The sequence below is a fragment of the Calothrix anomala FACHB-343 genome (assembly GCF_014696435.1).
GTDB lineage: Bacteria > Cyanobacteriota > Cyanobacteriia > Cyanobacteriales > Nostocaceae > Aulosira > Aulosira anomala_A.
This window is the reverse complement of the sequence record NZ_JACJQG010000043.1, coordinates 1-12776: the sequence shown is the minus strand read 5'-3', so window position 1 is coordinate 12776 and position 12776 is coordinate 1. Positions and strand designations below refer to the sequence as shown.

Sequence of the window (12776 nt, the reverse complement as noted above, 5' to 3'; positions counted from 1 at the left end):
TTAAGTTGACACCAATGGGGGAAACCCCAGGGAGCATCCCAAATGTGCAAAAACGCCCTCACCCTATAAGGGTGGGGCTAGAAATACGAAGCCTGCCTTCGCAGGCTAAAAGTTTGATAGCCTGCGAAGGCAGGCTTTGTTGGGATAGCAATACCCTTCTAGGGTATTGCGTCAAAATTGGGATGCTCCCAAACCCCACCCCTACCAAAATCTTAATTACGTATTAGGGAACTCCAAAAAATAAATTATGCCAAATTGTAGGGGCGGGGTTACCCCGCCCCTACGAGTTACGGGTTTGGTAAGTTAATGATTGGAATATTTTTTTATTTGGAAGTCCCTTAGAACGCGGATTGGTATTAGTCTATTGACTGTTGACTGTGGTTAAAAACTAAATGTAGTTCTTAAAGCACCAATAACAACATCATCATTGTTTTCGTTGTGATCTGGTGCTGTTAACCAAATTACTCCAGGTGTAATGGTGATATTGTCGCTTAATTTGTACTGGTAGAATGCTTCAATGTGATAGGAAGTATCTTGGTCTTTAGGAAGTTGGCTAATGCTGGAACTGGTAACTTTCGGTTCCATACCCAATATAATACCTGCTAAGTTACCTGGTTTGCCTAAGTCGGGGAAGCCAAGAGTAACAGCATAATTCCAAATGTCAACATCGCCAGTATCAACTAAGCCATCAGCGCTGGATAAGCTCCGAACGTTACTGTATCCTACCCAACCACCAAGGACAAATTTCTCGCTAATTGCAAAGGATGCTTGGATACCGTAGGAATTACTAGAAGTAGGTACGGTAACAGGCTCGTCACCCGCCTCACCTCCCAACAATCCTCCCAGAAAGGAGCCGACATTTTTTGCTCTGTTGCTACCTGTAGCCAATTCCTGATTGTAAGCATTAATGTATGTGAAGGCAACTTTTAAGCGATCGCTTGGTTTAAAGGTAAGCTGTGCCAAAGCACCATACCCACCATTAAACAAACCATTCCCCGCACTAGGATCGTTACTGGAATTAGCCAAATATCCCAAACTCAGCGCCAATTTGTCGCTAAAATCATAATTGACGCCTAAACCAGCACCATCCATCTGATAATAAATCGGGTTGCGCGTCCCAAAGGTAGACAAAGCGCCAAAGCTACCATCCCCATCAAACAAGTTTACTGTATCTGTAATATCATCTGCTGCACCAGCATTAGCCAGAGCAATTACTTGGAGTTTTTCACCAACCGGGAATTGATAATATAGTGCATCAATAGATGCTTCATTGGTACCATCTTCGCCAGCAAAGAATAAGTTACCTTCATATGTGCCAATGTTGGGGCTAAGGATATTATTCATTTGGATTCTGGTGAATAATGTATCTTTACCCGTGAAACTGGTGACTAATTCAACTCTTGCCCTTGCTCCAAGCGTGGTATTCTTGTCTGTAATTTCCGCACCGTTAACTTGTTTGCCTGAGAAAACATCGCTGATGACGGCGACAACTTCACCTTGCAGTTTGGTTGTGGTAGAAAATTGATTAGCTTCTAACTCTGCTGTTTTTGCTTCTAAACCATCGACTCGTCCCCGTAATGTCGCCAATTCTGCTGCGAAACTTTCTTGTAATCTTTGCAGTGTGGCTAAATCTTCTTTGGTAACTAAGTCAGCTGTTGCAGTTGCAATCAGTTCGTTGACACGATTGAGACAAGCATTCAACCCAGCTGCAAATTCATATCTTGTCATGGCGCGATTACCCCGGAATGTTCCACTGGGATAACCCGCAATACAGCCATAACGCTCTACCAAGGATTGCAATGCTTGAAACGCCCAATCTGTAGGCTGTACATCTGATAGTTGAGATACGGAGGTAACCTGAGACATTACCTGTTGTTGAGTAGTATTCTCAGTTTCTTGTTCCCCATTAGCTGCAACAATTGTTTGATTAATTTCTCCGGCAATTGCTGCTGTGGTTAAAAACAGCATTGCACTGCTAACTGCGGAACTAGTCAGCAGCGACTTCCATAATTTACGCATCTTTTATCCTCACACCTAATGAGAGTAACTCTCTATACTACCTAGCCCTTAAACCAAACTTATTAAAAACTATTGTCAAATATCTTATCAGGAGCCAAGCTTTTTTTTGAAGAAGATTCAGTCAGGAAATCATCATCGATCAAATTACACACATACAATAATTGCATGAGAATGAGAATTATTATAATATAGAATTCATAATGGATATCATTGTCAATCGTTGTCAAAAAATGTTTGACGAAGACAGCGCCAGACAAATCTGGAGGGGAAAAAACTGTGGTTCGCACTGGTATAGAACCGAAAAAGGGCAGGAGAAGAAGTGGTATTCTGCCTTTAATTGCACTGCTGATATTATCAAGTTTTGGTTGTAACCAATCGCCCACAGATAAAAAAGCAGTATCTCAAGAACAACCATCGGCGAAAAAAACCAAAATAGTAACGACATTTTTACCGATTTATTGGTTTACAAAAGCAGTAGCTGGGGATGTAGCAGAAGTAGAAATTTTAGTACCGCCGGGTACGGAGGTACACGAGTATCAAGCCAAACCAGAAAATGTAAAAGCGATCGCCACTGCGAATATACTGGTAAAAAACGGTTTGGGTTTGGAAGAATTTCTTGAAGAAACCGTAAAAAATGCCCAAAATCCCAAACTCACAGAAATCGATACCAGTAAAGGTATTAAACCAGTGAAAGAAATTTCACCAATTGTCAAAACTAGTAAAGAAGATAAAGACCACGACCACGATCACGAACATACTAGCGGTAATCCGCACATTTGGCTCGATCCTTTAATGGCGAAACAACAGGTAATCAATATCCGTGACGGATTGATAGCAGCCGATCCGCAAAATAAAGCTACCTATGAAGCTAATAGTGCAGCTTATATTCAAAAATTAGATCAATTAAATAGCGAATTTCAGCAGACTTTGCAGAAATATCCTAACTGCACCTTTGTCACCTTTCATGATGCTTATCCCTACCTAGCTCAACGTTATAAACTCAAGCAAGTTGCTGTAGTAGAGATTCCTGAAGATCAACTCTCACCAACCGATGTGCAAAATGCAGTCAACGCGGTGAAGAAATATCAAGTAAAAGCTTTGTTTACCGAACCAGGAACAGATAATAAATTGCTCAAAAGTCTCTCCCAAGATTTAAAGTTAAATTTGCAAACATTAGATTCCTTGGAAAATGGCGAAACAGATCCGCAGCATTATTTCCAAGCGATGAAAGCAAATTTGCAAACCTTGGAAGCCGCTTGCAAGTAACTATAAATAGCCAATTGTCAAGATGCAAAAGTCAATAAGCAATAGATGACAAAAATCATCTTGACTTATTTATGAAGTTCGCTTAATTGCTGGTGTATCCCTATTTAGCAATTATCTATTGTCACTGTCAATATTTTCAACAACCAAGAAATTAAATTAAATAACCAATATGATTAATGAGCAAAAAATGAATTTACCTATTTTAAAAGTAGAAGGATTAACCGTATATCAAGGAAATTACCTAGCACTACGAGATGTTTCTTTTGAATTATTACCAGGAACAGATACAGCTATAGTAGGGCCGAATGGAGCAGGTAAAAGTACTTTAGTCAAAGCTATTTTAGAATTAATTCCTCACAATAGCGGCAAAATTGAAATATTTGGCAGAAAAGTAAAAAAATTAGGTAATTTACGCCATTTATTGGGTTATATGCCCCAAAATTTTATTTTTGACCGTAGTTTTCCCATTTCAGTTAAAGAACTAGTAGGGCTAGGATGGGAGAAAATTACTAATAAAAACCAATCTAGAGGTTCTTTCTGGAAAAATTTATTCAGACAAGACAGGGAAAAATCACTAGCAGTAGAGCAAGCTTTAGTCAGATGTGACGCTTATCATTTAAGAAATCAAGCTATTGGCACTCTTAGTGGTGGTCAACTTAAGCGGGTATTATTAGCTTACTGTTTGGTTACACCACGCAAACTTTTGGTATTAGATGAAGCCTTTGCAGGGGTAGATATGCAAGGTGCTGCTGATTTTTATCAGTTGTTAAACGAGTTAAAGCAACAGGAAGGGTGGACAATATTGCAGGTTTCCCATGATATTGATATGGTAAGCCATCATTGCGATCGCGTTCTTTGTCTCAACCAAACCGTTGTATGTACTGGTAACCCAGAAATAGCGCTTTCACCACAAAACTTATTAGCAACCTATGGGCCTGGTTTTAGCCGTTACCAACATCATCATTAAGCAATTCAAAATTCAAAATTCAAAATTCAAAAAATGCAAAAATAAATTACCTAAATTATAGATAGGAGACTGTAACAGGTTGTAAAGTACCTTATGCCTGTGCGAATTTTAATTTATTTTGGTTGGGCTAGTTAATTTCCGAGAAAATTATCTAACAATTTGTGATAAATAAAAAGCTAATCAGTTAAAAAGCTTACACATGAATTTATTCACTGATTGCCAGATAATTGAGTTAGCTGTCGTTAACGTTCAAGATTTACTGAAGTTATTAGAATTTCCCTTTATGCAGCGCGCGATCGCAGGTGCTGTATTAATGGGAATCTTAGGCGGTTTGTTAGGCTGTTTTGTCACCTTACGCCAATTATCTTTTTTTAGCCATGCTGTAGGTCACGCAGCCTTAGTTGGTGTAGCTTTAGGCGTACTACTACAGTTAAATCCTACATGGATGTTGTTGCCATTTAGCTTAGTTTTTGGTGTAATTGTCCTTTACTTAATCGACAAAACAGATTTAGCCAGTGATAGCGTACTGAGTATAGTACTCTCCGGAGCCTTAGCGATCGGCATTATTCTTGCCAGCCTCATTAAAGGTTATCGCGGTAACTTGATGGGAGTACTGTTTGGGGATATTCTCGCCATTGACAATACAGATTTAATCTTGACACTGCTAGTGTTGCTCAGTAGTAGCCTATTCTTACTATCAACCTTAAGACAACAAATTTTATTGACCCTGAATGCAGATGTAGCGCAGGTACAAGGTATCCCCGTCCAATTGTATCGCTATGGGTTTGTAGTATTGCTGTCACTAGCTGTAGCTGTTGCCATTAAAGCTGTCGGCGTTTTGCTAGTCAACGCTTTTTTAGTCATTCCCGCCGCCACCGCCAAATTAATTAGTCATCATTTTACCCGCTTTCTCATTCTCTCAGTGATTATCGGTTCTATTAGCAGCTTTGTTGGCATGATGGTTTCCGGTTTGTTTAACTTAGCCTCTGGCCCTAGTATTGTTCTAGTTCAGTTTCTCTTATTTGTAGCTGTGTTCATCTGGCTCAAGTTGATTGGGAAAGCAGCATAAAAAATTTTTTCCTCATCCCCTTGCGCAATCCTGATAACTTTGCTAAATTTAGTAATCGTGGCAAAGAAAACGTCCCCGCCGGGATAGCTCAGTCGGTAGAGCAGAGGACTGAAAATCCTCGTGTCACCAGTTCAAGTCTGGTTCCTGGCATACATTACAGCCAAACGTCCTCTTTTAATATAAGGCATAACTGGCATATATCTGGCATAAGGGTAAAACCTTGTGCCAGTAATTGTATATAGGGGTAATGCCTGCCAAATTTGGGTGTAACCGGGTGCAAGGATTGGGTGTAATTGGGTGTAAATGTCCTTGTACTGGTTTTGTACTAGCGGGCTATCCCTGGCATAATCTGACATCTTTATGCCAGGGGACAGGGTGTAAAGTATACTTGCATGGTGACAAGTTTTCTTGCACCTTAAGCCATGAGAAAACTTTTTGCGATCGCTTACGAGTCTACCTCATCAAGGTATTTTTTCGCTGTACAGATTTCCTTGCCATCTGGCAACATCACCCACACCTGCTTGGCACCATCTTCCTTGATGATGGTCACTCACTTACCGACATGTTTTGGGTAGTCTGGGTCGTGAATAACGGCAAAAAGTGTAACAGGGTTAGGCTGTAACGGGGCTGTTACGGGGCTGTTACAAGGCTGTAACGCTTGCTGTGTATGGGCGGAAGTCGATTTTGTAACTCGATTGCCTTCCAAAAACTTTTTAGTGAAATTATCAGAGCAATGGTCAGTATCTTGTGCTGTGTTTTGTGAAAAAGTTTCCAGAGGCGTTACGCTGTTACAAATGGGGTTTAATCCTTGCCCAGTAGGCGTTACAGCCTTGTAACAGGGGTGTAACTCGTTGGAGGCTGTTACATCAGGTTTTCGTCTCCAAACCCTCTGAGGCTTACCCTGATATCGCTCTGGCTTGCCAGCCTCATAACCTAGCGCTGTCAGTGCCTCCTGTATCGGGAAAAGGTCTTTGCGGTCTGGTGTTTTTGTTTCATTGGGGAAAATACCTTGCCAAACTTCCAACGTTGTGAGTGCAGGACGCCAGCCATCAGATAGTGAGCAATAATCTCTCACCATGTCCGCTAGTAGGTCAACGGGCTTGTATCTCTCGTTGTTGGCGTCAGATTGCGACTGTTCGTCATCAGTAAGCCACCAAGGTTCATCAGCCTCATAGAGTGCGTTAGCTAGTGCCCACAGTTCAGAACGATATTGACGCGCCTTATGGATATCTACTTTCTGATGGATTGCTACCACCCAGAAACGCCTATTCCCCGTACTGTCCCTCAAAATGTCCTGTCTGTTAGTGCTAGCCACCAAAATACAGCGCCTTGCTGCACGAGAAACGCTGTTTTTGTACAAAGGTCTAATCATATCTATCTGAGTGTCCAGATAGGTCTTAAAGCTTTCCTGGTCGGTCTTAGTGAAGATTCTTGCTAGCTCCGCAAATTCATGTATCCATGCAGAGTGCAGTTTTCTCATCTCGTTGTCATCCTTGACCCCAGTAAGCGATGTCCCGAAATAGTCGTCACCTGCTAACACGCGCCAAAATGTACTTTTCAGGAATCCTTGTGCCCCATATAAGACACACATAGTATCGACCTTTTCACCTGGATTCTTAGCACGCGCTACGGCGCTAATCATTGTACGCATCATCATCACGGCTGCTAGGTCTTCATGCAGTCCCAAGATTTCGCTCAACAACACCTTGATGCGTGCCCTGAGTGCATCTGGTGTCATCTCAAAAATTTGGCTGTGGACACTCTTTAGCTCATCTAGGTATTCCGCTATGGGGTTATATTCGTTCGCCTCTGCTATATCTAAGATGGCATCAATAGCAAGTGCTTTCGGTACATCTAGACCCAAGTGTCGCGATATATCAAAGTACGCTCTCTCGTAGCTATCCCATCGCTTCCCGTCTAGCTCGACAGTACCGTGTATTATTACGTTCAGTCTTACTCTATCTTTGTACATATCTGCGATAGCATCACGCGCCTCTGCATGTTTGCCTTTAGCTGATGACTTTTTGCTTTCTTCCTTGACGCCATTTGATGACATCCCCTCGTCATATTTCTCCAGTACTGCCATCATCTGTTGTTCAATGACTGACATGTAGTCGTAGTCATCGCCGTTGTCATTGACCCAGTCACTAAAGTCATATCCCTTCGTCATATTGCCGTACACACCAGAAGCATCAAGAACTATCGCCATGATGCCACACTCTCTCGCGAGGCTTGCACGTTCAGACGCTTGTTTTAGTCCAGGGTCGTCATTGTCGGGTAGAAAAACAATGCACTCCAATCCGCGCTCTTTCGCCTCAGTGATGTGAGCTTTAAAAGCTTCCTTGTCGCCCGGATTCTTAAAGTCAATAGCAGGGATACCTCTTCTTAGAGCGTTTATTGTATCCTTCTGCCCTTCGCACCCGATGACTGTGTCACACCTATGTGATAGACATATCTGTAAACCTATGACATCGGGTGTATATCCACCGTACCCCTTCTTCCATTCATTGCCATTGCGATGTTCCCAGCCAATGAATTTTTTGGGGTTAACCTGCTTTACAGCACGTAAGTTATAGCCGTGATGCCAGCAAATGATGTTCCCTTCTCTTCTCTCGCATGAGTCGATGTTTATGTTGTCTTCAAATGACAAATCGATGCGCTTAAGCTTAGGCTTCACCGATGTCGCTGGCATGGGTTTATTTTTGGGTGATGGGATTACTTTGTCATTGGTACGGCTTGACGGTTTCTGTGCTGGTGATAATGCGTTACGGATGTCTTTGCATTCACACCCATTCCAGCACTGATATTTACCTGTCTTGTCGTCAACTGTCAGGTTATTCCCTTCACACACTGGGCAAATGTAGCGCCCTTTCTCTTTGGCTGATGACAGTTTATCTACATGTGCTAATATTGAAAAAGTCATTTGTTATGCTCCTATGCAATAGCGAATGATAAAAACCATTTGTCATGCTCCTGTGCAGTGATAGATGAACATACAAGTCATCCTTTTGTTTTCTTCCCTGGTAGTACTCTAATACTGCTGGGGAAATTGCTTTTTTACGTATATGCGAGACGGAAAATCGCCGCAATCTTTACGAGTGACGGGTATTAGTCATTCCCCGCAATAGACTTGATATCAATACCCAGTGCTGAGATTTTCTCCCTGATAGACCCTGCTAGCTCTTTGGCTTTGCTGTAGCGTGGGTTTTTAGCGATATCCTTGCCGTTGATTTCCTCTTCCCACTGCTGAATCTCTGTGTCCAGTTCAGCCAGGAATAGGTATAAGTCATCGAGTTTTGGGGCGATGCTGGCGGGTACGCGAACCTGTACCGTATCTTCCCCGTACTTTTTAGGTCTGCCACCGCCTGAGGCACGCTTGCCACTTGCGGGAACGCCTCTGGGCATACTTGTTACTCCACATCTTGAAACGTCAAATAAATGCGAGACTCTTTCTGGTTTGGCGGTCGGCATGGATACGGCTCTGATTTTTCAACAAATCTCAGCCCGTTGTCCTCAGCCGTTTCTATGAAAACCTCAGCCGATTGCCTTACTTTGTCTGATGCAGCCCAAACCCTCAGCCTTATAAGCTTTGTCGCTTCCTTGGCTGGTGTGTCATCGCGATACCATCCCTTCTTATTACTGTCCCAAAACCAACCCAGCCTATTAAGTTCGGCGTAAAGTTCATCCTGGGTCACATGGGGAAAGGTCAGTAATTGGCAGGCTTTAGAATACTTCTGTGTTTGTCTCATTTTGCGATCGCATTTTTGGGAAACTATGGTTAAAACTTCAAAACCCTTATCCCGCTTGCTCATTCTTATTATCGTTACAAAATAAGAGAGTGTCAAGGGAGATACATAGCTGATGTGCATAGGGTAGCCTTACTCATACTAATAAGACTTATTCAGACTTTAAAAAGACTCTCTCAGAAAGCGAGAGAGAGAATTTTTTAGAATTTGGTCACAAGAAAGCAGCCCAGTTACCAAAACCGCCACAGTTACCCCTTAAATGGATTGAGGCACATTTTGAAGAGTTGCGATCGCAGTGGGAGAAATCTGAGGAGAGAACGGACGCAGTTCAAGAACAGAAATGGGAAAATCACCCGCTCCGCGTTGAGTGGTTAGAGAAGATACGCCTTCTTGGGCCCGTTGGTTTTCAGGCTGAAGATATGCCCAATCAAAAATTGCGGCGCTCATTTTATCTGTGGGCTGAGGAAAACAAACTGATTTGGGGGCAGATGGAATCATGATTGATGACTTACCCCAGTTGGAGCCATTACCTGTAATTGAGCCGCAGCCTGAAGAAGAAAGAGAGGTTTTTTACCCCAGATGGCATTGTTTCTGTTGCCAAGATTCAGGGCTAGTTAGGTCAATGCTAGTAAAACTTGTAATGCCCAACTATGACGATAACCGCGATAAATGGGTGGCTTGCCAAAATCTAAGTTATAACAAGTTTAATCAACGTTGGTCAGGAGTGCCACTGCATAATTTTGATACTCGGTTTTTACCAACAATTTGTCAAAAACTGGATTTGAAAAATCGTGAAGACTGGCGCAAAACTGTACAGCACCAAGTTGATATTCGCGCTCTTTCTTTGAAATTGGCAATGTCTGGGACAAAGGAGCGCACTGAAAATGATCAGCGCGAGGTGCAACAGCGCAAAACTGAAGTTGAGGCAATTAGCCATGAGCATTGGATGGCAATGAACGATGCATATTTAGGGGAATCAGCATGAAAGTATTGAATTCCCCTAGCACCCAACGCAAACATGTCTCCGGTAGCGGTAATCTCTTCTCGGGTTACGCAAATGCAAATAAAACAAAGAAAAAGACCATCAAACAGCTTTATTTTGAATGGGGGTATCAGATATTTTCTATGTATACTACACAAAATATATTGTGATTTTTTTTGATAAATATTCCGATTAAATACTTAAATAGGAACAATTTTTGTATTTATAAACACTTTGTATTTTGCTATTTTCATATTTATACACATACAATTAGTAATTAATAAAACCCATCTTTCAGATACTTTAATCGGATAAAAATCTGAGTTAAAAATACTACAATTGGTTGATGTAAAATCAATAAATCGAGAGTTAATTATGGAATAAAGAAAACGTTGGTTTGATTTCTATGCTCTCGAAATCGGACAAATATGTAGACTCGCGTCAAGAAAATTATGCTCGGTTATCTCCGTTAATGCTGATAGCAAATACCACAGCAATCCTGGATGTAATTATTAACCCAAGTTGGGGAGGAATCACGATATTTGGGATTTCAGCATTAGGTACGCTCTCAATATTTTGGCGGCGGGAGTTGTCTGGTTTCTTGAACACCACTGCCAAATTTTCTCGCCGATACAAAATAACTTCATCCGCATTAACAGTTTTAGGTGCATTCTTACTTCTAGATGCTCTTTCTACAACCGCACAAGCACAATTTTTCCAAAATGCAGAAACTTGGATGACAGGGCAATTTACAGGTGCCCAAGAAGCAATTACTTTATCGTTTAACGTCCTACGAGGATTATTCATACTGTACTTGGGAATTTCTTTAGTACGTGTTGTCCAAGCAGCTCGTCAGGATGAAGATTGGCAAAATTTAGCCCGGACACCGATGATTATTTTGATTGCGGTGACAATGGGTGATATTCTGGCAAATTTAATTATTGGAGGTGGTACTGGAACTAAGACTTAGGGAGTAGGGAGTTGTAAGTGAGCAAATTAAAGTGAACTATTTTGAATGCAATAACTTGTTTTTTATATTACTCCTATTCATCATTAACTACTCACTACTTACAAAATAAAACGATGGAGGAAAAATCAAAATACCGTAAAGTTAATGGCACAGTGGGAAAAGTACCAAATATCGGACTATTCCCCGCAGATCAATTAATCCCTTGGGCAATAATTTGTGGACTTTCTTACTACTTGGCACATGGTTTATTTCGACTAAATTGGGTTTGGACTTGTGCAGCAGCAGCTTGGGGAATAGCAACTTGGTGGATACTTACAGCCAATGGTGCTTGGCATATTTTATCTAAATTTGTTGCAACTCCTCATTGGACGCGAGTGCGTGTGAGATATCAGAAAATATTGGATATAAAGGAGTACTCAACAAAATCAGACGGTAGAAAATAATGATGGATAAAGTTGGTAAACGTATACTTAGATTAACACCTCTTGAAGATTCATTTTCACTAGTTACAATGTTGCAAATAAATCTCCAAGGGCGTTCAATTGGTGCTTATCTTCTACGCAAAGGTGTTGATAACTTTTTGATTCAATTTGGATTTGAATGTACAGGGATTCATTCCACACTACGCAGCGAACAAATTGATCCAGTTTTCGATGCAATTGAATCGGGATTGAAAGATTTACCATCCTCTGAACGTTTAACCATCCATCTTAGTTCGTTTACCAACGACACATCACGACAGCAACAACTGAAGAATTTGAGCGATATTGCTCCTAACAAAGAACTGCAATATCTCTTGATGGGAGAACGATGCCGGACACAACAATTAACAATTCAAGGAGTTCGTAAACCGAAAAAACTACGTCTTTATTGCACCTACACAGTTGAAACCAACAGCACTGGTACAACCGATGCATTGGAAAAAGCTCTATCGAAATTAGAGCGTTCTTGGAAATCATTTACAGGAGAAATCAACGAACTACAATTTATTGCCATCGAACGCCTATTACACGCATCTTTTACCGATGGATTCCAATTATGGGAGCAATTACTATCAAACAAAATGGGGCTAGATATCCGCCCAATAAATGCCGATAAACTTTGGTCAGAACTTTGGCAGCGATTTAACAATACACCACCCCGTCCGATTCCCCAACTTTTAATTCTCGATGAAAACGGACTGCGAGAGGAAATTTATTCAGATGTCGCCCCCACATCTTTCCTTATGGAGTCCGAATCCTGCATCCCCATTGCAGATAGACGTTGGGTGCATCTCAAAGAAAAATACATTGCAGCCCTTACTTTTGTAAATAAACCTGGTGGTTGGGTGGATAAAGAACGACAGCTTCGCTATTTATGGGAGGTTTTATCAAGAGAAAGAGTTTATGACACCGAGATTTACTGTCAGTTGATGCGAGCTTCGGAAACGTTGGTGAAAACTAATATGCAGCGTTTGACGAAACAGGCAAACACATCAGCCGCACTTGCACAGAATAAAAACTCAGTTGATGTAAAATCGCTACTTAACATCAAAAAATCTGTTGCTGCACAAGAGGAACTTTATGAAGGTGCTGTTCCCATTCACGTAGCGACAGTATTTTTGGTATACCGCAAAACCCGCGAACAATTAGACGAAGCTTGCCGTTACTTGGGGAAGAGCTGGCGAAGCTGTCACCAAGTGCAAACTAAACAGTTTAGTTTAGAGAGCAGTCTGGAAATCAAGGGATGAAACTTTGTTAGCACCCTTTGTTAGCACC

Annotated in this window: 11 protein-coding genes, 1 tRNA gene and 1 pseudogene; 8 read left to right on the top strand and 5 right to left on the bottom strand. The window is 41.5% G+C overall.

Going from position 1 to position 12776, the window contains the following annotated elements:
* Positions 1-381 precede the first annotated feature (381 nt).
* Positions 382-2019, bottom strand: coding sequence for an iron uptake porin (locus H6G08_RS22670; RefSeq protein WP_190546994.1), 1638 nt, complete (start codon positions 2017-2019; stop codon positions 382-384).
* A 276-nt stretch (positions 2020-2295) separates the two neighbouring features.
* On the opposite strand from H6G08_RS22670, the gene H6G08_RS22665 reads away from it, so the two are divergent.
* From H6G08_RS22665 to H6G08_RS22650, 4 genes are all read left to right on the top strand, one after another.
* Positions 2296-3285: a metal ABC transporter solute-binding protein, Zn/Mn family gene (locus H6G08_RS22665; protein ID WP_190546992.1), complete on the top strand. Its 990-nt coding sequence runs from the start codon at positions 2296-2298 to the stop codon at positions 3283-3285.
* 187 nt (positions 3286-3472) lie between these two features.
* Positions 3473-4252: a metal ABC transporter ATP-binding protein gene (locus tag H6G08_RS22660; RefSeq protein ID WP_190547072.1), complete on the top strand. Its 780-nt coding sequence runs from the start codon at positions 3473-3475 to the stop codon at positions 4250-4252.
* A 199-nt stretch (positions 4253-4451) separates the two neighbouring features.
* Entirely contained in the window at positions 4452-5321 is an 870-nt protein-coding gene (locus H6G08_RS22655; protein WP_190546990.1) for a metal ABC transporter permease, read from the top strand.
* Between the two features lie 77 nt (positions 5322-5398).
* Positions 5399-5471 (top strand) — tRNA-Phe (locus tag H6G08_RS22650).
* Positions 5472-5871: 400 nt separating this feature from the next.
* Here H6G08_RS22650 and H6G08_RS22645 read toward each other — a convergent pair.
* The 4 genes from H6G08_RS22645 to H6G08_RS22630 all read right to left on the bottom strand — a co-directional run bounded on the left by H6G08_RS22645 (position 5872) and on the right by H6G08_RS22630 (position 9565).
* A complete protein-coding gene (locus H6G08_RS22645; protein WP_190546988.1) occupies positions 5872-8244 on the bottom strand; it encodes a VapE domain-containing protein in 2373 nt (790 codons plus the stop codon).
* Positions 8245-8429: 185 nt separating this feature from the next.
* Positions 8430-8726, bottom strand: a complete 297-nt coding sequence (locus H6G08_RS22640; protein ID WP_190546986.1) for a hypothetical protein — start codon at positions 8724-8726, stop codon at positions 8430-8432.
* Positions 8727-8731: 5 nt separating this feature from the next.
* Complete coding sequence (locus H6G08_RS22635) at positions 8732-9133, bottom strand: hypothetical protein (protein WP_190546984.1); 402 nt, start codon at positions 9131-9133, stop codon at positions 8732-8734.
* Positions 9134-9322: 189 nt separating this feature from the next.
* Entirely contained in the window at positions 9323-9565 is a 243-nt protein-coding gene (locus H6G08_RS22630) for a hypothetical protein (protein WP_190546982.1), read from the bottom strand.
* Here H6G08_RS22630 and H6G08_RS22625 point away from each other — a divergent pair.
* The 4 genes and pseudogenes from H6G08_RS22625 to H6G08_RS22610 form a co-directional block, all read left to right on the top strand.
* Positions 9564-10052 carry a hypothetical protein gene (locus H6G08_RS22625; protein WP_190546979.1) on the top strand — a complete coding sequence of 163 codons (489 nt, stop codon included), beginning with the start codon at positions 9564-9566 and terminating at the stop codon, positions 10050-10052. The two genes, H6G08_RS22630 and H6G08_RS22625, sit on opposite strands and share 2 nt — an antisense overlap.
* Before the next feature lie 403 nt (positions 10053-10455).
* Positions 10456-11019: a hypothetical protein gene (locus H6G08_RS22620; RefSeq protein WP_190546977.1), complete on the top strand. Its 564-nt coding sequence runs from the start codon at positions 10456-10458 to the stop codon at positions 11017-11019.
* A gap of 113 nt (positions 11020-11132) precedes the next feature.
* Positions 11133-11462: a hypothetical protein gene (locus H6G08_RS22615; RefSeq protein WP_190546975.1), complete on the top strand. Its 330-nt coding sequence runs from the start codon at positions 11133-11135 to the stop codon at positions 11460-11462.
* A pseudogene (locus tag H6G08_RS22610) lies at positions 11462-12670 on the top strand (hypothetical protein); the annotation flags it as partial. The gene H6G08_RS22615 and the pseudogene H6G08_RS22610, both read left to right, overlap by 1 nt.
* Positions 12671-12776 lie beyond the last annotated feature (106 nt).